Below are 21,126 nucleotides of genomic sequence, written 5' to 3'. Positions count from 1 at the left end.
CGTGGTGTAATCGGCTGTGCTCGTTGAAGAGGAGTCGCGCGCAGCCCAATGAGATTCGCAATCGCGGTCCACGGGACCCGTGGCGACGTGGAGCCCTGCGCGGCCGTCGCACTCGAACTGCAACGCCGGGGACATCAGGTGCGAATCGCGGTGCCGCCCAACCTCGTCGGATTCGTCGCAGCAACCGGACTCGACGTTGCGGTGCCCTACGGTGTGGACTCACAGCAACAACTCGAGGCCGAGATTTTCCGTGAGTCATGGGGGCTGCGCAACCCGCTGACGGCGCTGCGCCAGCTCAGGGAGTACATGTCCGAGGGCTGGTCCGAAATGAGCGATGCGCTGGTCGATTTGGCGCATGACGCCGATCTCCTGCTGACCGGAACCACCTACGAGGACGTGGCCGCGAACGTCGCGGAACACCTCGGCATCCCGCTAGCGGCGTTGCACTACTTCCCTTTCCGGGCGAACACCCAGATCATTCCGGTCCGGTTGCCCGGCCGGCTGGTGCGTGCCGTGTGGCCGGCCGCGGAGTCGCTGCACTGGCGGCTGGTGAAGCCCGCCGAGGACGCCCAGCGCCGGGCGCTCGGCCTGCCCGCGGCCCGGGTACGCCCGATCCGCAGGATCATCGAGCGCGGCGCGGTCGAGATCCAGGCCTACGACCCGCTGTTCTTCCCCGGCCTGGCGGAGGACTGGGCCGGGATCCGCCCGGTGATCGGCGGACTGACCCTGGAACTCGGCACCGATGTGGACGCCGCGACATCGTCGTGGATCGACGCCGGGACGCCGCCGATCTACTTCGGTTTCGGAAGTATGCCGGTCGAATCGCCGGCGGATGCGCTGGCCATGATCACCCGGGTGTGCGCCGACCTGGGTGAGCGTGCGCTGGTGTGCTCGGGGGTCTGGGATCTGCGCGCCGCGACGGCCGATCACGTCAAGGTGGTGCCGACGGTCAAGCACGCAGTCGTGTTCCCGAAGTGCCGCGCCGTCGTCCATCACGGTGGGGCGGGCACGACGGCGGCCGGCCTGCGCGCCGGTGCCCCGACGATGATCCTGTGGATCGGGGCCGAGCAGCCGATCTGGGCGGCACAGGTGAAACGCCTGGGAGTCGGTACGGCTCAGCGCTTCTCGAAGGTCACCGCGGACTCGTTGCGCGACGGTCTGCGCGCCACGCTGGCGCCTCGCCACGCGTCCAACGCCCGTGACTTCGCGGCCCGGATGACCACGCCGGCCCAGAGCGTCGCCACGGCAGCCGATCTCCTCGAGGCGGCCGCGGATCGCCGTGACACACCGGTCAGACGATCACCCCGGCGAGCCTGAACTCGCCGAGCACCTCGGTGGCCAGTGCCGAGAGCCGGGCCTTGGTGTTGACCGCCCCGGGCTGGTAGGCGACCACGCCGATGCTCATCCGGCCGCCTATCCGGCCCGCGACGACCACGAGATGACCACCGGCGCGCTCGATCTCGGCCCTGCGGAGATTCTGGTCCACCGGCCGCAACAGGAAGTACTCGGCGTCGGTGCCGTCGACGCGCGACACCGCCGGGTCCAGGTCGCCGACGTTCGAGCATGACACCGGCAGACCACCGAACACCGCGGTGCTCATCCCCCGCACCGCCCGTTTCGGGATGAACGGGGTCAGCGGCAGCAGCGCGAACGTCTCGTCGGGCACCTCCCGCAACGTCGCGAGCGCACCGCGGATCGCCGTCCTCGCCGCCGAGAGGTCGGTGCTGACCCCCTTCGGATCGACGTCGACGCGGGCGAATCGCAGTGCGTTGGCCCGGGTGTCGTGCTCGGCGCGGTCGCTGAGCGCGATCAGCAGCGCCACGGTCCCGTGTTCGGCGTGGCAGCGCTCGATCCGCGCGGCCAGCGCCGCGGCGTATCCGGCCAGCATCGAATAACTGTTGCCACCAAGCCGTTCGGCGGCGCGATCCCAGTCGGCGAGGTCGACGAAGACCGAGATCGCGGGGATGACGACGGTGCCGTCGCCCACCGCATGCTCTGCCGCCGGGGTCTGCGGGCTGTCGCGGCGGCGCCGCAGGGCCAGCTTCGCGCCGGCGAGCAGAGCGCGGCCCGCAGACCCCAGCTCCCGCACCGTCAGCGCGACCTCGTTCGCGCGCAGGCGCCGCCGCGCACCGGGATCTGGTGGCGGATAGTCGAGTTCGCGCACCACGCCGTCGGCCGCCTGCGCCACCGTCTGCAGCACTCCGACACCGTCGAACAGGCAGTGTGAGCCGACCAGGCTGACCGCGGTCGAGCCGTCGGACATCGGCAGCACGCCGAGGTGCCAGCCGGGGCCCGACTCGGGATCGACCGGCACCTGGGCGCGTTCGTCGATCCAGTCGCCGAGTTCGGAGCGAGGCCGGCCGCCGTCGGCGATGGCGAGGTCGGCGGCAGGCCCCGTCGAGCTCACCCACCGGTGTCTGCCGAAGGGCAGCGCCGACCGCTCGATGCGCCGGCCCGCGAGACCATAGCCGAAGTTCTGGTGGAAGGCCTTCAGACCGGCGTGGTCCACCGGATGCTCGTAGAGCCAGACCAACTGGGTGAGCTGCGCGCGGCCGGTCGCCTGCTGCGAGAGGAAGGTCGCCTGGTCGAGGTAGGCCAGCCGGTGGTCGGTCATCTAGAAGACCACGCCGTCGAGTCCGAATTCGGACAGCGTGTGCTCGACGAGGCGGCGCAGGCCGGCCTTCGAGTTCGGCGCACCTGCCTGGTATCCGATGACGGCGATCGAGATGCGCCCGTTGATCCTGGCGCCGACGACGGTCAGCAGGCCGTGCCGCTGTTCGAGCACCCGCAGCGTGATGTGCTGGTCGACTCCTCGCATGAACACGTACTCGGCGTCCGTGCCGTCGGCGCGGCCGATCTCGGCGGGCAGGTCGCCGAGGTTGGAACACGACACCGGATGGTCGGAAAAACCGAACGCCGATTCTGCGGCGGCCTTCACCGCCCGCCTCGGCAGGAACGGCACCAGGGGCAGCAGTTGCAGGGCACCGTCCGGCTCGTCGCCGAGCGCGGCGAGCGAACGCTTGAGCTCTGCTCGCGCCCGGGACAGGTCGCGCGTGACATCCGACGGGTCGATGCGGACGTTGGCCAGCTTCACCGCGTTGGCGCGCGTGTCGTCCAGGTCGGCACGGTCGTTGATCGGGACGATCAGCGGCACCTTTCCCTCGGCGCCGGTGCGGCCCATGGCTTCGGCGAGTCGCGCCGCGAAGCCTGCGAGCAGCGAGTAGGTGTTGCCCCCGAGGGCGCTCGCCCGCGCGTCCCAGTCGGCGATGTCGAGGAAGGCCGTGACCGCCGGTACCGCGACGTGCCGGGTGTTGTCGAGGTGAACAGCACGCTTGGTACGCCGGTCCTTCGGCGCCTTGCCCGCGGTTCTGTTGCGACGGGCCAATTTTGCGGCGGCGGCGAGGGTCCGGCCCACCTCGGGCAGATCCCGGATCAGCTGGCGGGCATCCTGCGCGATCCCCGCGGCGGATACCCGAAGTCGTACACGTTGCCGGTGGCGGCGCTGAGCACCGTGAGCAGGGCGCCACCGCCGTCGCCGAGGCAGTGGGACCCGACGAGGCTGACCGCCGTGGACCCGTCGGTCATCGGGAGCACGCCGAGGTGCCAGCCCGGTCCCCACTCGGGATCGACCGGCAGCACCGCTCTCTCGTCGATCCAGTCACCGAGTTCGGCACGCGGCCGGGGACGCTCGGCGACGTCGATGCCCGGCGCCACACCCGGCGACGCCACCCAGCGGTGCCTGCCGAACGGCAGTGCCGAACGCTCGATACGCCGACCGGCCAGGCCATGACCGAAATTGCGGCCGAACCGCTCGAGGCCGTCGAGATCGACGGGGTGCTCGTAGATCCACACGCACTGCATCACCGCTGCCTGACCCGTGGCCCGCAGCCCGAGATACATCGCCTGATCGAGGTAGGCGAGCCGGTCGTCGCGCTGTGCCGCGCGGCGGCGGGCGGGCGCGGCCACCGTCGCAGGCGCTGCGTCGATCGCCATCGTCAGCCCCCGGCGACCGGCGTCAGTCCGGGACGGGATGTGCTGTGGTGCCGGGTCATCCCATGGCGGTGCGCCGCGGGCGCCGTCGCGCCGTCACCGTCGGCGACCCGCGCGAACACGCTCTTCATCGCCTGCAGGTACCGCTGCAGCGAGTCCCGCGCGACCGGATTGTCGGGGAACGCGACGGTCACCACGGTCTCCCGGTCGGTGCGGTTCACCCACATCCCGATCTGATCAGCGGATCGGCTGTCGCAGAACAACTTTCCGTTCATCGCCTCCCACTCCGCGATGATGGCCGGAGACAACGGCGGAAGGGCGGCGTCGAGGTAGGACACCATCGCGGCGCCAGGACCCGGCGCGCGCATGCCCAGCGGCCCCGCGGCGAGTTCGAGGATCCGTTCGACCGGGACGTGCGCGAGGTGCGACCCGCTGTCGAAGGACGACTGCGCGCTGCGCGCGGTGTCGGCGAAGGACTGCGCGTCGACCGGCACGGTGATCGGCACCAGGCCGGCGAACCACCCGGTGGTCATGAACTCCGCCGTGGTCCGTCGGGTGGTCACCGGGGTGACGACGTGATAGGTCGGCGCGCCGGTGAACTGGTGGTCGGTCAGGGCGGCGCAGGCGAAGACTCCCCCGCTGAACCGGACGCCGAGGTTGGTGCACACGGCGTCGAAGCGCCGGGTCTGCGCGGCATCGAGCAACTGGACGACCACCATGTCGCCGCCGCACGGTACCGAGAGGTCGCCCAGCGGCAGCGGGAAGCGCGGGAGGATGCCGTCGCCGTCCTCGGCGAACCGGACCCACTCCCGCACCTCGGGTGAGTCCAGGGTCAGTGCCGAGGTGTACTCACGCTGGCGCAGGCAGTAGTCGTCGTAGCTGCCCGCGTCTTCCAGGGCGAACGGCGCCCCACCGGTGACCAGCGTCTGGTACATCATGTGGATCTCGACGAGCACCAGGCACATGAACAGCGCGTCGGTGTGGACGTGGTCGACACTGATGTAGAACGTGAAGTGGTTCTTGCGCTGGATGATCCCGAAGTTGACGCAGTCGAACTGCAGCGGATCGGGCGTGCCGAGGATGTGCTCGCGCCACTGCGCGGCCGCCATCTCACCGTGCGCGGTCGGCACGAACTTGAGGTCGCGGGGATTCTGCAGCGTGCGCCGGACGATGCCGCCGTCGGCGGCCATCTCGAACCGGCTGTGATAGGTGTCGTGCCGCCGGACGTAGGCGTTGAGGACGTGCGTCATCGCACGCAGGTCACACTGGCCCGGCATGTCCCACGCGGGGATGTTCAGGCGCGCCATGTCCGCACCGGCGGCTTTCCGCCGCAGGAACGTCCGGATGTGCTGCTCTTGCTGGTAACTCGGCGGGACCGCACTGATCGGCGCGTTGCCGATCTTGGCCATCGTGGCCGGCGACGGGTGCCAGGACACCACCTCGCCCGGCTCCCCCGCCCAGTCGTGGACGGATCTCAACGCGACCATCGGCTCCTCCTCCTCACGAGACAACCGCCGGCACATGCTCGTCCGCCAGCACCGTCGCCAGATGCTCCGCGAGGGCGCGCGCGGTCGTGATGTCGCTCGTGGCGACCCTGATCCCGGTCTCCGCCTCGATCCTGGTGCGGACCTCGAGCACGCCGAGGGAGTCGAGGCCGTACTGCGCGAGCGGACGATCGAGGTCGACGGTGCGGCGCAGGATGAGACCGATCTGGTCGGCGATCAGCCGGCGCAGCCGCCCGCTCCACTCCTCGGCGGGCAGGTTGCGTAGCTCGCTGAGGAACGAACTGCCCGCCCGTCGGCCGTCGCCGGCATGCCGGAACGCCTCGGCGAACTTGCTGCGCTGCGCGAACCCGGTCAGCCACGCCGCACCCGCGACCGGGGCGTAGCCGGTGTGGGCGCGGTTGTGCCGCAACAGCGTCTCCAGCGCATGGGCGCCGTCGTCCGGCGCGATTGCCATCGCGGCGTCTTCCGCCAGCACCTGGCCGCGGCCGATCTCGGCCCACGCACCCCACGCGATCGAGTGCGCGGGCAGACCGCGTGCCCGGCGCCAGCGCGTGAAGCCGTCGAGCCAGCTGTTGGCCGCGGCGTAGGCGCCCTGTCCGGGTGAGCCGACCAGCGCGGCCGCCGACGAGAAGGAACAGAACCAGTCCAGTGGCTGGTCGAGCGTCGCCTCGTGCAGATTCCAGGCGCCCAGCACCTTCGGCGCCCACACCCGCTCGATCAGGTCGTCGGTGATGTTGCCGAGCGTGGCGTCCTGCAGCACCGCCGCGGCGTGTAGCACGCCGCGCACCGGAAGCCCCGTCGCGGTGGCGGCCGCGACGGCCCGTTCCGCGGTGTCGGGGCTGCCGATGTCTCCGAGGCAGACCTCGATCTCGGTGCCGCTGCGCCGGATTCGTTCGATGACGGCCGACGCCGCGGCGCCGGGGGCGGACCGTCCGTTGAGCACGATCCGGCCGCACCCGTTCGCCGCCATCCGTTCGGCGAGGAACAGCCCGAGGCCACCCATGCCGCCGCTGATGACGTAGGAGCCGTCGGCGCGGAAGGTGACGACCTCTTCGGGCGGCGTCACCGCCCGGCTGTGGCCGTCCTGCGGGATGTCGAGCACGAGCTTGCCGGTGTGCTCGGCCGAGCCCATCGCCCGGATCGCCGACGCCGCGTCAGCCAGCGGGTAGTGGGTGGTCTCCGGTGGCGGCAGCACGCCGTCGGCGATCTGGCCGAACACCGTCTCGAGTACCCGCCGCACGGTGTCCGGACTGGTCAACGTCAGCAGCGCCAGGTCCACGGCGAAGAAGGCCAGGTTGCGCCGGAACGCGTAGAGCCCCCACTTGGTGTCACCGTAGATGTCCCGCTTGCCGATCTCGACGAACCGGCCGCCGAACGACAGCAGTTCCAGGCCCGCACGGGCGGCGGCGCCGGGCAGCGAGTTGAGCACGATGTCGACGCCGTAGCCGTCGGTGTCGCGCCTGATCAGTTCGGCGAACTCGACGGACCTCGAGTCGTAGACGTGCCGTATCCCCATGCTGCGCAGCAGTTCACGTTTGGCGGGGCTGCCCGCGGTGGCGTAGATGTTGGCGCCGGCGGCACGGGCGATGGCGATGGCCGCCTGGCCCACCCCGCCCGTCGCCGAGTGGATCAGCACCTTGTCGCCGGACGAGATCCTCGCCAGGTCGTGCAGGCTGTACCACGCCGTGGCGTGGGCGCTGGGCACGGCGGCCGCGCGGTGTTCCGGCACACCGGCGGGCAGGGTGACCGCCAGGTTCGCGTCGCACGTGACGAACGTGCTCCAGGCCCCGCTGGCCGCGACGCCGGCGACGCGGTCGCCCGGACGGTGGTCGGTGACACCGAGTCCCACCCGGGTGACCACTCCGGCGAAGTCGGCGCCGAGTTGCGGCAGCCGGCCCTCGAACGAGGGGTACCGCCCGTATGCGACCAGGACGTCGGCGAAGTTGAGGTTCGACTCGGTCACCGCCACCTCGATCTGGCCGGGGCCGGGTGGGCGCCGGTCGAAGGCGACGAGCTCGAGTGACTGCAGATCGCCGGGCTTGCGGATCTGTAGCCGGACGCCGTCGCTGTCGTACTTGACCGTTCGGGTGTACCGGTCCTCGGGATGCAGGGGGCCCGGGCTCAGGCGCGCCACGTGCCAGGCGCCGGCCCGCCACGCGGTCTCGTCCTCGTCGGAATCCGACAGCAGCTGGGCGGCCACCAGGGACAGCTCGGTGGCGGCGTCCACGTCGACCTGGGTGGCGCGCAACGCGGGTTGTTCGATCGCGAGCACCCGCATCAGGCCGCGCAACCCGGCGTGGGTGAGGGTGGCGGCGTCTGCGGCGTCGACCGTCTGGGCGTTCTCCGTCAGCACGTACAGCCGGGGCACGTCGCCCGGCACGTCGGCGATCTCGCGCGCGATGCGCACCACCTGCGACACCGATTCTGCGGACCGGTCCGCCAGCGGATCGGCAGCGGAGCCGGACGTCACCAGGACCAGCGCCGAATGTGGTTGCGCCATCAGCCCTTCACGCAGCCAACCGCCGGCGTCCTGGGGTGCGACGGCCGGGAACGCGGTGGTGCGAATGTCGGCGCCGCGGGCCAGCAACGCCTCGGCGAGCGCCGCGGTGCGCGCGTCGGCGGACGCGCTGACGAGCAACCAGCGGCCGGCTTCGGCGGCGCCGCCGGCCGGCGCCTCCATCGGGCGCCAGTCGACGGTGAGGAGCCGGTCGTCGAGCACCCGCCGGCGACGGGCATCCGCCGAGAGGCCCGTGCCGAGCCGCAGGCCGGTGACCTCCGCCAGCACCGCGCCGGTCTCGTCGAGGACGTCGAGATCCGCCTCGACCGCGGTCGCGGTGGCGGCTGTCACGGTGACCAGGCAGTAGCGTGCGGCGCGCACCGGGCCGTTGACCCGCAGGCGGCTCACGCCGAGCGGGAGCATGATGGCCCCCGACCGGTCCGCGTGCAGGTGCGGGTGGGCGCCGACGGCCTGGAAGCACGCGTCAAGCAGTGCGGGGTGAATGCCGTACGCGCTCTGCTGCGAGCGCACGGCTCCCGGCAGCGCCACCTCGGCGAGCACCGAGGCGCCCGCGTCGGACGTGTGCGCCGCGGTCACGCCGGCGAATGCCGGTCCGTACTGGATGTGATGTACGTCGAACCACGCGCGCAGTGCCGGTCCGTCGACCGCCACGGGGTGCGCGGCGAGCAGCTGCGCGATGTCGTGGGTGGGCGTGTGGCGTGGCTCCGCAGCCGGAGCCAGCCGGGCGGTGGCGCGGCGGACCCGGTCACCGTCGGCGTAGGTGTCGACGGTGAAGTCGAGTGTCCCGGACGGGGTCATCGTGGCGGCGGCCGACACCTGGGTGGCGTCGTCGAGCAACAGCATCTCGTCGAAGGTCAGGTCGCACACTTCGGCGGTGTCGCCGAGCGCGGCGCGCGCTGCGGCCAGTGCCATCTCGCAGTAGGCCGCCGCAGGCAGTGCGGCGATATCGTGCACGCGGTGGTCGGCCAGCCACGCCTGGGCCGCGGTGCCGACGTCGGACTGCCAGACATGGCGCTCCGGTTCCTCGGGCAGTCGCACGTGCGCGCCGAGCAGCGGATGAGCCGCCACCGTCTGCGCGCCCGCCACGGCGCCCCGCGGCGTGGCACTGAGCATCAGACGCGGATGTGTCCACACCGGCAGCGGCGCGTCCACCAGCACGCCGTCGGGGTAGAGCGCGGTGAAGTCGATCTCGGCTCCGGCGCTGAACAGGTCGACCAGGACGTCGCGCAGTCCGTGCGGCGTCTCCTGCCCGCGGCGCATCGTCGCCAGCGCCGCGATCGAGACGTCGAGGGCCTTGGCGTTCTGGTCGACCGCGTGGGTCAGCAGCGGGTGCGGCGAGAGCTCGGCGAAGACGCGGAACCCGTCCTCGAGCGCCGCCTGCACCGCGGCGGCGAACCGCACCGCGTGCCGCAGGTTGTCCGCCCAGTACCAGCCGTCGTAGTCGGCCGGTTCCCGCGGGTCGTAGAGCGTGGCCGAGTAGTACGGGATCGACGGTTCCGACGGCTCGAGGCCCTCGAGGGCGTCGGTGAGCTCGTCGAGGATCGGATCGACCTGCGGCGAGTGCGAGGCGACGTCGACCGCCACCTCCCTGGCCATCACCCCGCGCTCCTCCCAGGCCGCGACCAGCGCGCGGATCGTCGACCGCGCACCGCCGACCACCGCCGACTGCGGCGAGGCGATCACCGACAGCACCACGTCGGCGGCTCCGGCGGCAGCCAGTTCGGAGAGCACCTGTTGGGCGGGCAGTTCCACCGAGGCCATCGCACCCGGTGCCGCGCCCGAGTCGGCGACGGCCTGCATCAGCCGGGACCGCCTGCAGATCACGGCCACGCCGTCGGCGAGTGTGAGGGCGCCGGCGACGACGGCTGCGGCCGCCTCGCCCATCGAGTGCCCGATCACCGCCGCAGGCCGAACCCCGTATCCGGCAAGCGTTCTCGCGAGGGCGACCTGGACGGCGAACACGGTGGGCTGTACCCGGTCGATGCCGGTGACCGTCTCGGGCGCCGACATCGCCTCGGTCACCGAGAAACCCGATTCCAGGGCGATCAGCGGCTCGACCTCGGCGACGGCCTCGGCGAAGCGCGGCTCGGCGGCCAGCAGCGCCGCACCCATCGCGGCCCACTGCGACCCCTGGCCGGAGAACACCCACACGGGGCCCTGACCGGTGTCGGCTGCCGGCGTCTGCGGCGGCGTGTCACCCGCCGCCACCCGACGCAGGGCGTCGACGAGTTCGGTTGCGCTGCCTGCCAACACCGCGGTGCGCACGGTGCGGTGCGCGCGGCGGCGGGCGAGCGTGTAGGCCAGGTCCCGGAGATCCGCGGGGTCGCCGCCGATCCGGGCGTCGACCCAGTCGGCGAGCCGTGCCGCCGTCTGCCGCAACGACTCCGGCGAGGTGGCCGACAGCGGGAACAACCACGGTGCGCTCAGGTCGCGTGCGGTCGAGTCGTTCTCCTCGACGATCCGCGGCGCGGCCATGCCCGGGGACTGTTCGACGACCAGGTGCACATTCGTTCCGGACAGTCCGTAGGACGACACGGCGGCGCGGCGCGGGTGGTCGCCCTCGACGGGCCACGGCGTCGCCGTCTGCGGCACGAACAGCCCGGTCTGCACCTCCGCCATCTGTTCGGGGAGCCGGTTGAAATGCAGGTTCGGCGGCACCTGCGCGTGTTGCAGCGCCAGTACCGCCTTCATCAGGCCGAGCGCACCCGACGCCGACTGGGCGTGTCCGAGGTTCGTCTTGGCCGACCCGAGGACGCACCGTCCGGCCGTGCCGTAGACCTTCGCGAGGCTGGTGTATTCGATGGGGTCGCCGACCGGGGTTCCGGTGCCGTGCGCCTCGACGTAACCGACGGTGACCGGGTCGACGCCGCCCGCGGCGAGCGCGGCCCGGTAGACGGACTCCTGGGCGGCCGGCGACGGGGTGGCGATGTTGACCGTGCGGCCGTCCTGGTTCGTCGCGGTGCCGCGGATCACCGCGAGCACGCGGTCCCCGTCGTCCAGCGCATCCGGCAGCCTCTTGAACAGCAGCATCACCGCTGCTTCACCGGAGACGAAGCCGTCGGCGTCGACGTCGAACGCCCGGCACCGACCCGTCGCGGAGAGCATGCCCTGCGCCGAGCCCGAGGCCATCTTGCGGGGCTCGAGCAGCACGTTGACCCCGCCCGCCAGCGCCATGCTGCTCTCGCCGTCGTGCAGGCTCCGGCACGCCATGTGCACCGCGAGCAGCGCCGACGAGCATGCGGAGTCGACGGTGAAGGCCGGGCCGTGCACGCCGAGGTGGTAGGCGATCCGTCCGGAGGCCAGACCGTAATTGCTGCCGGTGAACCCGTAGGGTCCGGCGATGGCGTCGGCCTCGGCGGTGACCAACTGGTAGTCGTTGTGCGTCATGCCGACGAAGACGCCGGTCTGGCTGCCGGCCAGCGATGCGGGTGCGATACCGGCGTGTTCGACTGCTTCCCAAGCTGTTTCGAGGAGCAGGCGATGCTGCGGGTCGATGGCGGTCGCTTCGCGCTCGCTGATGCCGAAGAAGTCGGCGTCGAATCCACCGACGTCGTCGAGGAAGCCGCCCCACTTGGACACCGACCGGCCGGGCACACCGGGCTCCGGATCGTAGAAGTCGTCGGCATCCCACCGGTCGGCCGGCACCTCGGTGACCAGGTCACTGCCGCGCAGCAGGGCCTCCCACAGTTCGGCGGGCGACTCGATACCGCCGGGCAGCCGGCACGCCATCCCGACGACGGCGATGGGCGTCATGGGCCTGTCGATCACGAAGCTCCTACCTCTTCCGGCATCCAGGACATCTGCAGGTCTCGCCAACGGCAAAGTCAATTGCGGCAAGTTAGCACAACCTAAAGGGGCGTGCGAACCGTACGTGTCCCGACTCGGGTCGACGCCGTGCAGTCAAAAGACCCTGCTCAGCGGGCATTTCAGCGGGCAGCACAGCAGTTACCGCCCAATCGGAACGCAAGTATGGCAACGAACCCAAACGGTTGCGCACCGGCGGCCAGCAAAGGAACTGATCTTGGACTTCGCGGGTGTAACCGCCCGTCGCGGCGCTCGGCGTTACTTGCAAAGGGGAAGATTAGCGCCTTCGCTACCGGGTATGGGGGCTACCTTTCGGCGCCGCCGGGCCGGCCGCGGACGAGCGCGCCGTGAACCGGCGCGAGGAGGCTAGGACTTGTCGTCGGTGAAGACCGCGGGGCGTCGTTCCGCGCGGGCCGCCACCGCCTCCTCGAAGTTGGCGGTCAGCAATCGCACGAACAGCTGGCCCAGCCCCTCGGCCTGCATGTGCCCCTCGAGACTGCCGGCGTCCAGCCCGGACCACAGCGTGCGCTTGGTCAGCTCGACACCGGGACGGGAGAACGCGGCGATGCGCTCGGCCATGTCGAAGCACACCTCGAGCAGATCGTCCTCCGGCACCGTCCGGGACACCAGGCCGATCCGCTCGGCCTCCGCGCTGTCGACGTCGCGACCGGTGAGCATGATCTCGAACGCCCGCGACGAGCCGATCGCGCGGGGCAGCAGATAGGACAGCCCCAACTCGCTGGCCGTCAGACCGTTGTTGATGCCCGCGGCACGAAAGTAGGCACCGGTCGCCGCGACGCGGATGTCGGCGGCCAGCGCCAGGCACAGACCGCCGCCGATCGCGGCGCCGTTCACCGCCGCGATCACCGGCTGGTGGAGCTTGCGCAGCGCCAGGATCACCTCGTCGAGGACCTCCATGGACCGCAGGGCGAACGTCGGCCGGGTGAGCCCGTCGATGTGCGGCACCGACCCCGCCGACTTGTGGTCAGCGCCGGAGGAGAACCCGCGGCCCGCGCCGGTCAGCACCACCGCGCGCACCGAATTGTCGTGACTCAGCTCGGCGAGTACGTCGCGCAGCGGCACCATGACGTCGAACGCCATCGAGTTCATGCGTTCGGGCCGGTTGAGGGTCACCAGCGCCACCTGCGGGCGCGGTCGGTCGACGAGGACGAACTGCTGTGCTTCGGTCACCCGAGCACGCTATCGCGGGGCCGTGCACCGGCCCCCGGGCAGCTAGGCCTGCGCGCCGTCGTCCTGGGCGGCGACCGCCGCGTCGACGTCGAACTCCCTGACCTTCTGCACCAGGTCCTCCAGGGCCGCCGGCGGCAACGCGCCGGCCTGGTTGAACACCAGTTTGCCCTTCTTGAAGACCATCAGGGTCGGGATTGAGCGGATGTCGGCGGCCTGCGCCAGCGCCTGCTCGGCCTCGGTGTCCACCTTGGCGTGCACGACGTCGGGGTGCTTCTCGGACGAGGCGGCGAAGGTGGGCGCGAACGCGCGACACGGCCCGCACCACGACGCCCAGAAGTCCACCAGCACGATGTCGTTGTCGTTGATGGTGTCGTTGAACTGCTCTGCGGTGATGTCTTGCGTTGCCACGACTGTCCTAACGTTGGGTTCACCATGCTTGTTCCCCGCGGCCGGCCGGTTCACGCCTGCCCGCCCGCGGGTCAGCGGTCTGACGCGCGGGCCCGGCCCTCGGCGAAGAAATCCGCCACTCGGCGGGCCAGTTCGTCCACGTCGTCGGCCGGGTCGAGCGCCAGCAGCGCTCCGAACGGTGCGTTCCAGAACGTCCCCCGGCGTGCGGTCCACGGGCCGACGTAGGCGTACGGCGCCGGGTGGTGGTCGTCGCCGGCGGAGACGCCGTAGTTCACCTCGTCCTCGGTGACCGCGACGTCGAAGTGCTCCGGCCAGAGCACCGGATGCTGTTCGGGCAGAATATGTTTGATGGCGAAACCGCCGGCGTAGAGGCTGCGGTACAGCAGATCGGCCGCCGCCGGGTCGATGTCGAGCACCGCGTCGGCGGCCAGCGGGTCGACGACGTCGTAGACGCCTTCGGGTGGGCCCGCCGTGACGCCCGCGACGGTGGCCAGCGCTTTCACCGGCCCGGCGAGCGCGGCGCTGCCGTGCTGCCACACCAGCTCCGTGCCGTGCACGGCGATCGGCAGCGCGACACCGGTGAAGCCGTCGGGCCGCACCGCCAGGCGGATGGTGCCCGCCGCGCGATGCTGCGGTCCGGCGATCAGGCTCTCGGCGACACCGCGCAGCTGCCTGCGCGTGGCGACGTAATCGGGGCTCATACCGAATGAGTTACCAGGGATCCCGACCGGCCGTGCGATTACGTGGCGGCCGCGCGATCGGCGTTGGCCAGCAGTCGCCGTTGCCGCCGCGGCCACCAGAACACCTCGAGCAGCAGCAGCACCAGGTAGACGGCCGAGACCTCGGCGTTACCCCAGGTGCCGTAGAACGCGTCCCACACGGCCGTGCCCACACCGACGACGAGGACCAGCGGGATCACCCAGCGGTACGGCCGTGCGATCTCCGCAGCCGCGCGCATCCCCGATCCGTACTCGGCGAGCGCCTCGGCCAGGCCCGGTGACCCGACCGGTTCGCCGCGGCGCGCGGCGCGGGCCACGGCCACCCGCTCGTCGGCGGTGAGCGCCGCGGCGCCCGGCCAGAACCGCGCCATGCGGCGCTGCATCCAGATGCCGTAGCCCCCGCCGACCACGACGGTGACGATCACGCCGGCCATCAGCAGACCCGAGTCGAGCCAGGCGAGCATGCCGAGGAAGACGCCCACCGCGGCGCCGACGGTCAGTGCACGGACGACCGGCCCGCCGCGCCACACCGCCGCAGGAACGGTGACCATTCGGTCATTGTCCCCCGGCGCGGTCCGCTGACCGGTGAATTGGACGCGTCAGACGGTGAAGCCGAGCGCCCGCAGTTGTTCGCGGCCGTCCTCGGTGATCTTGTCAGGGCCCCACGGCGGATTCCACACCCAGTTGATCTTGATTTCGTCGACCAGCCCCGCACCCACGAGCGCGTTGCGCGACTGGTCCTCGATCACATCGGTCAACGGGCACGCCGCCGAGGTCAGCGTCATGTCGATCAGCGCGACGTTGCCGCCGTCGCCCTCTTCGATGTTCAGCCCGTACACCAGGCCGAGATCGACGACGTTGATGCCGAGTTCGGGATCGACGACGTCACGCATCGCCTCCTCCAGATCGGCCAACAGCTCATCGGGTGCGGTCATCCTGCCTCCTCGAATTCTTCCGACGCCTGAGCCAGCGCGGCCTTGAAAGCCGTCCAGCCCAACAGCGCACATTTCACCCTCGCCGGGTACTTGGCCACGCCCGCGAATGCCACGCCGTCGCCGATCACGTCCTCGTCGCCCTCGACGGCGCCGCGGGACGACACCATCTCGGTGAACGCCGCGACGGTCGACAGTGCCTGCGCGACACTTTGACCGATCACCTGGTCGGTGAGCACCGACGTCGCGGCCTGGCTGATGGAGCAGCCCTGCCCGTCGTAGGAGATGTCCTCTACGGTCCTGCCATCGCCGGACAGCGCCACCCGCAGCGTGACCTCGTCACCGCACGTCGGGTTCACGTGGTGCACCTCGGCGCCGAACGGTTCGCGCAGCCCGCGGTGGTGCGGGTGTTTGTAGTGGTCCAGGATCACCTCCTGGTACATCTGCTCCATCCGCACGGTGCGCTCAATCCCGCCCGAAGAACTCGACGGCCCGCTTGATCCCCGCGACCAGCCGGTCCACCTCGTCGGGTGTGTTGTACACCGCGAACGACGCCCTGGCGGTGGCGTGGATGCCGAACCGGCGGTGCAGCGGCCACGCGCAGTGGTGCCCGACCCGCACGGCGACGCCCTCGTCGTCGAGCACCTGCCCTACGTCGTGGGCGTGCACGCCGTCGACGACGAAGCTCACCGGCGAGCCGCGGTCGGCCATGTCGGTGGGCCCGACGACCCGGACACCCGGGATGCCGGCCAGCCCGTCGAGCGCGGATTCGACCAGTCTGGCCTCGTGCGCCTCGACGGCGTCCATGCCCAGTGCGTCGAGATAGCGTGCGGCGGCGGCCAATCCGACGACCTGCGACGTCATCGGGGTGCCCGCCTCGAAGCGCTGCGGCGCCGGGGCGTAGGTGGTGGCCTCCATCGTGACCGTCTCGATCATCGACCCGCCGGTGATGAAGGGCGGCATCGCGTCCAGCAGCTCACGGCGGCCGTAGAGCACGCCGATCCCGGTGGGGCCCAGCATCTTGTGCCCCGAGAACGCGGCGTAGTCGACGTCGAGCGCGTGGAAATCGACGGACTGATGCGGCACCGACTGGCAGGCGTCGAGCAGCGTGAGCGCCCCCACCTGCTTGGCCCGAGCCACCAGTTCGGCGACCGGGGCGATCGCGCCGGTGACGTTCGAGTGGTGGCTGAACGCGACGATCTTCACGCGCTCGTCGAGCCGCAGCGAGTCGAGGTCGATGCGCCCGTCGTCGGTGACGCCGTACCAGCGCAGCGTGGCACCGGTGCGGCGCGCCAGCTCCTGCCACGGGATCAGGTTCGCGTGGTGTTCGAGCTCGGTGGTGACGATGACGTCGCCGGGCCCGACGGCGCGGCCCTCGAACCTGTTGTCCCCCAGCGCGTACGACACCAGGTTGATCGACTCGGTGGCGTTCTTGGTGAACACCAGCTCGTCGGTGTCGGCGCCGACGAACGCCGCGATGTCGGCGCGGCCCTGTTCGTAGGCGTCGGTGGACTCCTCCATCAGCTGGTGCGCGCCGCGGTGCACCGCGCCGTTGGACGTGGTGAGGAAGTCACGCTCGGCGTCGAGCACCTGCCGCGGCTTCTGCGACGTCGCACCGGAATCGAGGTACGCCAGCTGGTTCCCGCCGCGCATCACCCGCGACAGGATAGGGAAGTCCGCCCGCACCGTCTCGAGGTCCACCGCCAGCGCCGGGCGTTCCGTGGAGGCCGTCATCGCGCCGCCTAGGATCCCGCCGCCGGAGCGTGGGTGAAGCGTTCGTAGCCGTTCTCTTCGAGCTCGTCGGCGAGCTCGGGGCCGCCGGACTCGATGATCCGGCCGCCGACGAAGACGTGGACGAACTGCGGCTGGATGTAGCGCAGGATCCGGGTGTAGTGCGTGATCAGCAGCACGCCGCCGTTCTCTGCCTCGGCGTAGCGGTTGACACCCTCGCTGACGATGCGCAGCGCATCGACGTCGAGACCCGAGTCGGTCTCGTCGAGAATTGCGATCTTCGGCTTCAGCAGGCCGAGCTGCAGGATCTCGTGACGCTTCTTCTCGCCGCCGGAGAAGCCCTCGTTGACGCTGCGCTCGGAGAACGTCGGGTCGATGTCGAGATCGCTCATCGCCGTCTTGACCTCTTTGACCCAGTGCCGCAGCTTCGGCGCCTCGCCCCGCACGGCGGTGGCCGCGGTGCGCAGGAAGTTCGACATCGACACCCCGGGCACCTCGATCGGGTACTGCATGGCCAGGAACAGTCCGGCCCTGGCGCGCTCGTCGATGCTCATCGCCAGGACGTCCTCGCCGTCCAGCGTGATCGAACCGGACGTCACGGTGTACTTGGGGTGTCCGGCGATCGCGTAGGACAGCGTCGACTTGCCCGACCCGTTGGGCCCCATCACCGCGTGCGTCTCCCCCGACTTCACGGTCAGGTTGACGCCCTTGAGAATCGGGATGTCGGTGCCGTCCTCAGCGGAGACGACGGAGACGTGCAGGTCCTTGACTTCAAGCGTGGTCATGTCAGCTACTTCTCGATTCCGTGATCGCTAGTTCTCGTTCGATGGCGTCGGTGAGGCGCTCGCGCACGGCGGGCACGGCGATCTTGGCGATGATCTCGCCGAAGAATCCGCGCACCACCAGTCGGCGGGCCTGCTCCTCGGGAATGCCGCGGGCCCTCAGGTAGAACAACTGCTCGTCGTCGAAACGGCCGGTGGCACTGGCGTGTCCGGCGCCGACGATCTCGCCGGTCTCGATCTCCAGGTTCGGCACCGAATCGGCGCGGGCCCCGTCGGTCAGCACGAGGTTGCGGTTGACCTCGAAGGTGTCGGTGCCGGTGGCCTCGGCGCGGATCAGCACGTCGCCGATCCACACCGTGTGGGCGTCGGGGCGGTCGGAGTCCGGGTCGCCCTGCAGCGCCCCCTTGTAGAGCACGTCGGACTTGCAGTTGGGCTGCGAGTGGTCGACGAGCAGCCGCGACTCGAAGTGCTGGCCGTCGTCGGCGAAGTAGGTGCCGAGCATCTGGGCCTGGCCGCCGGGACCGGCGTACCGCACCGTCGCCGTGGTGCGCACGACGTCCCCGCCGAGGGTGACGTTGACGTGCCCCAGCACGGCGTCCTTCCCCAGCCGGGCGTGGTGGGCGCTGACGTGGACCATGTCGTCGGCCCAGTCGGCGATCCAGATCACCCCGACACCGGCCGAGTCGCCGACGACGATCTCGACGTTGTCGGCATAGGTTCCGCTGCCGCGCAGGTCGACGACGACGATCGCCCTCGCCAGTTCCTCGACGCGGATCTGTAGGTGTCCGTACGCCACCGCGCCCTCGCCGGGACCGTTGACGACGATCTCGATCGGTTCGGCCACCTCGGTGTCGCGTGCGACCGTCACGATCGTCGCGGACTCGAACGACGAGAAGGCTTGCGCCGCAACACGATCAGCGGGCACGCCGGCCTGGCCGAGCCGGTCGTCGCCGCGCTGCACCGTCTCGACCGTCACGCCGGGCCGCTCGGTGACCTCGATCGTGGCGCGTCCGGTCGCGGGAGCCGAGCCGTCGTGCAGCCCGCGAAGCCGCCGCAGCGGGGTGAACCGCCACAGCTCGTCGCGGCCGCCGGGCACCTCGAAGGCGGCGACGTCGAACGAGGCGAACTGCTCGCCCTTGTTGGCGCCTGCGAGGGCCGAACCCGGCTTCGCGCCTCCCTCGACCGCGGTGGTCAGGTTGGTCTCAGTCACTGCCTGTTCCCCGTCGCTTCGCTCGCCCCCATCAGCCGACCGCGCCTTCCATCTGCAGCTCGATCAGCCGGTTGAGCTCGAGCGCGTACTCCATCGGCAGTTCCTTGGCGATCGGCTCGACGAACCCGCGCACCACCATCGCCATCGCCTCGTCCTCGGTGAGGCCGCGGCTCATCAGGTAGAACAACTGGTCCTCGCTGACCTTGGACACCGTGGCCTCGTGGCCCATCGTGACGTCGTCCTCGCGGATGTCGACGTAGGGATAGGTGTCCGACCGGCTGATCGTGTCGACGAGCAGCGCATCGCACTTGACGCTCGCGCGGGAACCGTAGGCGCCCTTGTTGACCTGGACCAGGCCGCGGTAGGACGCCCGGCCGCCGCCGCGGGCGACCGACTTGGACACGATGTTGGACGACGTGTGCGGCGCCAGGTGCAGCATCTTGGCGCCGGTGTCCTGGTGCTGACCCTCGCCGGCGAACGCCACCGAGAGCACCTCACCCTTGGCGTGCTCACCGGTCATCCACACGGCCGGGTACTTCATCGTGACCTTGGAGCCGATGTTGCCGTCGACCCACTCCATGGTGGCGCCCGCCTCGGCCCTGGCCCGCTTGGTGACCAGGTTGTAGACGTTGTTCGACCAGTTCTGGATGGTGGTGTAACGGCACCGGCCGCCGGGCTTGACGATGATCTCCACGACCGCCGAGTGCAGCGAGTCGCTCTTGTAGATCGGCGCGGTACAGCCCTCGACGTAGTGCACGTAGGCGTCCTCGTCGACGATGATCAGCGTCCGCTCGAACTGCCCCATGTTCTCGGTGTTGATCCGGAAGTACGCCTGCAGCGGGATGTCGACGTGCACGCCCTTCGGCACGTAGATGAACGACCCGCCCGACCACACCGCGGTGTTGAGCGCCGAGAACTTGTTGTCGCCGGCCGGGATCACCGTGCCGAAATACTGCTTGAACAGCTCGGGATGCTCCTTGAGGGCGGTGTCGGTGTCCAGGAAGATGACGCCCTGGGCCTCGAGGTCCTCACGGATGGAGTGGTAGACCACCTCGGACTCGTACTGGGCGGCGACACCGGACACCAGCCGCTGCTTCTCGGCCTCCGGGATGCCCAACTTGTCGTAGGTGTTCTTGATGTCGGCGGGCAGATCGTCCCAGGTCGCCGCCTGCTTCTCACTGGACCGCACGAAGTACTTGATGTTGTCGAAGTGAATGCCGTCGAGGTCGGAACCCCAGTTGGGCATCGGCTTCTTGTCGAAGGTGCGCAGGGCGCGCAGCCGGGTCTCGAGCATCCACTCCGGCTCGCTCTTCTTCGCCGAGATGTCGCGCACCACGGCCTCGGACAGCCCGCGCTGCGCGCTGGCACCGGCGACGTCGGAGTCCGACCAGCCGTACCCGTACTTGCCGAGCGAGGCGATGGTCTCGTCCTGGGTCAGCGGCTCGGGCTTGGCGACCGAGGTCTCGGGGGTAGCGGTCATGCCGACGCTCCTTGGGTTGTGGTGGCGGCTTCGGCGCGGGCTGTGTGCCGAAGTTCCTTGGCGAGTGGTACGTGGGTGGTGCAGGCGCAGTCGCCGTTGACGATCGTGGCCAGCCGCTGTACGTGGGTGCCCAGGATCTCGGCGAACGCCTCACGCTCGGTCTGGCACAGCTCCGGGAACTCCTCGGCGACGTGCGACACCGGACAGTGGTGCTGGCAGATCTGCACGCCGTGGACGGGTCCGCCCGCCGGCGTGGTGGTCGTGGTGGTGGCGTAGCCGGCCCGGGTCAGCGCCGCGGCCACCCGGTCCGCAGTGGCTTCAACGCCATCGGGGCCCTCGGTTACTCCCGACAGGATGGTGTCGATCCGGCGGCGGGCGAAGGTGCGCACGGCGTCGTCGCCGCCGATCTCGCGCAGCTGACGGATCGCCGCGACCGCGAGGTCGTCGTAGGCGTGGCCGAGCTTGGCCCGGCCTGCGGCGGTCAGCCGGTAGCGCTTGGCGGGCCGGCCGCGACCCGAGTGCTGCCACGCCTCGGCGGCGCTGGCCTGCGCGTCTCCGGCGTCGACGAGGGCGTCGAGGTGCCGGCGCACGCCTGCCGCGGAGATGCCGAGCCGATCGCCGATCTGACCGGCGGTGATCGGCCCCTCCATCAGCAACTGGATGATGGCGGTGCGGGTGTGGCCGTCCGAAGCCGGCACGACGGCAGGCGTCATGTCCGCAGCTCGCTCCCGGTCGAATTCCACAACACCATTGTGTCGGAATTCCCTGACGGCTTCCAGCAAGGGGACCCTTACCGCGAGCGTGAAAGCCACCACACCCCCGACCGTTAGTCTGCTCTGATGGCTCCACTGGCCGG

17 protein-coding genes are annotated in these 21,126 nt (G+C 70.6%); 1 reads left to right on the top strand and 16 read right to left on the bottom strand.

The genetic code is table 11. The features are described 5' to 3' along the window. Nucleotides 1-48: 48 nt before the first annotated feature. A complete protein-coding gene (locus O6P37_RS12165) occupies nucleotides 49-1,317 on the top strand; it encodes a glycosyltransferase (RefSeq protein ID WP_269894302.1) in 1,269 nt (422 codons plus the stop codon). On the opposite strand, the gene O6P37_RS12160 is transcribed toward O6P37_RS12165, so the two are convergent. From O6P37_RS12160 to O6P37_RS12090, 16 genes are all read right to left on the bottom strand, one after another. Next, nucleotides 1,292-2,614, bottom strand: a complete 1,323-nt coding sequence (locus O6P37_RS12160; protein WP_269894301.1) for a hypothetical protein — start codon at nucleotides 2,612-2,614, stop codon at nucleotides 1,292-1,294. The genes O6P37_RS12165 and O6P37_RS12160 overlap by 26 nt on opposite strands. Continuing rightward, entirely contained in the window at nucleotides 2,615-3,415 is an 801-nt protein-coding gene (locus O6P37_RS28465) for a hypothetical protein (RefSeq protein WP_332909786.1), read from the bottom strand. A 17-nt stretch (nucleotides 3,416-3,432) separates the two neighbouring features. Beyond that, nucleotides 3,433-3,993, bottom strand: a complete 561-nt coding sequence (locus O6P37_RS28460; protein WP_332909785.1) for a hypothetical protein — start codon at nucleotides 3,991-3,993, stop codon at nucleotides 3,433-3,435. 2 nt (nucleotides 3,994-3,995) lie between these two features. Then, entirely contained in the window at nucleotides 3,996-5,477 is a 1,482-nt protein-coding gene (locus O6P37_RS12150) for a condensation domain-containing protein (protein ID WP_264013839.1), read from the bottom strand. 13 nt (nucleotides 5,478-5,490) lie between these two features. Next, the gene (gene pks2, locus O6P37_RS12145) at nucleotides 5,491-11,766 is read right to left on the bottom strand and encodes a sulfolipid-1 biosynthesis phthioceranic/hydroxyphthioceranic acid synthase (RefSeq protein WP_269894484.1); all 6,276 of its coding nucleotides are present in this window, start codon (nucleotides 11,764-11,766) and stop codon (nucleotides 5,491-5,493) included. A gap of 417 nt (nucleotides 11,767-12,183) precedes the next feature. Next, nucleotides 12,184-13,008 (bottom strand): enoyl-CoA hydratase, encoded by an 825-nt coding sequence (locus tag O6P37_RS12140; protein ID WP_269894300.1) that lies wholly within the window; start codon nucleotides 13,006-13,008, stop codon nucleotides 12,184-12,186. Nucleotides 13,009-13,050: 42 nt separating this feature from the next. Then, nucleotides 13,051-13,416, bottom strand: coding sequence for a thioredoxin (trxA, locus tag O6P37_RS12135; RefSeq protein WP_269894299.1), 366 nt, complete (start codon nucleotides 13,414-13,416; stop codon nucleotides 13,051-13,053). Nucleotides 13,417-13,487: 71 nt separating this feature from the next. Continuing rightward, the gene (locus O6P37_RS12130) at nucleotides 13,488-14,117 is read right to left on the bottom strand and encodes a hypothetical protein (protein WP_269894298.1); all 630 of its coding nucleotides are present in this window, start codon (nucleotides 14,115-14,117) and stop codon (nucleotides 13,488-13,490) included. 38 nt (nucleotides 14,118-14,155) lie between these two features. After that, the gene (locus tag O6P37_RS12125) at nucleotides 14,156-14,686 is read right to left on the bottom strand and encodes a hypothetical protein (RefSeq protein ID WP_269894297.1); all 531 of its coding nucleotides are present in this window, start codon (nucleotides 14,684-14,686) and stop codon (nucleotides 14,156-14,158) included. A 48-nt stretch (nucleotides 14,687-14,734) separates the two neighbouring features. Continuing rightward, a complete protein-coding gene (locus tag O6P37_RS12120; RefSeq protein ID WP_264013834.1) occupies nucleotides 14,735-15,070 on the bottom strand; it encodes a metal-sulfur cluster assembly factor in 336 nt (111 codons plus the stop codon). After that, complete coding sequence (gene sufU / locus O6P37_RS12115; RefSeq protein ID WP_264013884.1) at nucleotides 15,067-15,519, bottom strand: Fe-S cluster assembly sulfur transfer protein SufU; 453 nt, start codon at nucleotides 15,517-15,519, stop codon at nucleotides 15,067-15,069. The genes O6P37_RS12120 and sufU overlap by 4 nt, the downstream gene beginning before the upstream one ends. Nucleotides 15,520-15,532: 13 nt before the next feature. Next, nucleotides 15,533-16,801: a cysteine desulfurase gene (locus tag O6P37_RS12110; RefSeq protein WP_269894296.1), complete on the bottom strand. Its 1,269-nt coding sequence runs from the start codon at nucleotides 16,799-16,801 to the stop codon at nucleotides 15,533-15,535. Nucleotides 16,802-16,809: 8 nt separating this feature from the next. After that, entirely contained in the window at nucleotides 16,810-17,583 is a 774-nt protein-coding gene (gene sufC / locus O6P37_RS12105; protein WP_264013832.1) for a Fe-S cluster assembly ATPase SufC, read from the bottom strand. Between the two features lies 1 nt (nucleotide 17,584). Then, nucleotides 17,585-18,790, bottom strand: a complete 1,206-nt coding sequence (gene sufD / locus O6P37_RS12100) for a Fe-S cluster assembly protein SufD (protein ID WP_408633157.1) — start codon at nucleotides 18,788-18,790, stop codon at nucleotides 17,585-17,587. 31 nt (nucleotides 18,791-18,821) lie between these two features. Beyond that, entirely contained in the window at nucleotides 18,822-20,270 is a 1,449-nt protein-coding gene (gene sufB / locus O6P37_RS12095; protein ID WP_269894295.1) for a Fe-S cluster assembly protein SufB, read from the bottom strand. Further along, the gene (locus O6P37_RS12090) at nucleotides 20,267-21,085 is read right to left on the bottom strand and encodes a helix-turn-helix transcriptional regulator (RefSeq protein ID WP_408633156.1); all 819 of its coding nucleotides are present in this window, start codon (nucleotides 21,083-21,085) and stop codon (nucleotides 20,267-20,269) included. The genes sufB and O6P37_RS12090 overlap by 4 nt, the downstream gene beginning before the upstream one ends. Nucleotides 21,086-21,126: the final 41 nt, after the last annotated feature.

The organism is Mycobacterium hippophais, assembly GCF_027529605.1.
GTDB classification, from domain to species: domain Bacteria; phylum Actinomycetota; class Actinomycetes; order Mycobacteriales; family Mycobacteriaceae; genus Mycobacterium; species Mycobacterium arseniciresistens.
The sequence above is the reverse complement of the archived record's forward strand: the minus strand, read 5'-3'. Positions and strand labels throughout refer to the sequence as shown.

What these genes read in the sequence shown, in the direction of transcription:
- O6P37_RS12165 (WP_269894302.1), top strand. Translation starts at nt 49, where the DNA reads ATGAGATTCGCAATCGCGGTCCACGGGACCCGTGGCGACGTGGAGCCC.
- O6P37_RS12160 (WP_269894301.1), bottom strand. Translation starts at nt 2,614, where the DNA reads ATGACCGACCACCGGCTGGCCTACCTCGACCAGGCGACCTTCCTCTCG.
- O6P37_RS28460 (WP_332909785.1), bottom strand. Translation starts at nt 3,993, where the DNA reads ATGGCGATCGACGCAGCGCCTGCGACGGTGGCCGCGCCCGCCCGCCGC.
- O6P37_RS12150 (WP_264013839.1), bottom strand. Translation starts at nt 5,477, where the DNA reads ATGGTCGCGTTGAGATCCGTCCACGACTGGGCGGGGGAGCCGGGCGAG.
- pks2 (WP_269894484.1), bottom strand. Translation starts at nt 11,766, where the DNA reads ATGACGCCCATCGCCGTCGTCGGGATGGCGTGCCGGCTGCCCGGCGGT.
- O6P37_RS12130 (WP_269894298.1), bottom strand. Translation starts at nt 14,117, where the DNA reads ATGAGCCCCGATTACGTCGCCACGCGCAGGCAGCTGCGCGGTGTCGCC.
- O6P37_RS12125 (WP_269894297.1), bottom strand. Translation starts at nt 14,686, where the DNA reads ATGGTCACCGTTCCTGCGGCGGTGTGGCGCGGCGGGCCGGTCGTCCGT.
- O6P37_RS12120 (WP_264013834.1), bottom strand. Translation starts at nt 15,070, where the DNA reads ATGACCGCACCCGATGAGCTGTTGGCCGATCTGGAGGAGGCGATGCGT.
- sufU (WP_264013884.1), bottom strand. Translation starts at nt 15,519, where the DNA reads ATGGAGCAGATGTACCAGGAGGTGATCCTGGACCACTACAAACACCCG.
- O6P37_RS12110 (WP_269894296.1), bottom strand. Translation starts at nt 16,801, where the DNA reads ATGACGGCCTCCACGGAACGCCCGGCGCTGGCGGTGGACCTCGAGACG.
- sufC (WP_264013832.1), bottom strand. Translation starts at nt 17,583, where the DNA reads ATGACCACGCTTGAAGTCAAGGACCTGCACGTCTCCGTCGTCTCCGCT.
- sufB (WP_269894295.1), bottom strand. Translation starts at nt 20,270, where the DNA reads ATGACCGCTACCCCCGAGACCTCGGTCGCCAAGCCCGAGCCGCTGACC.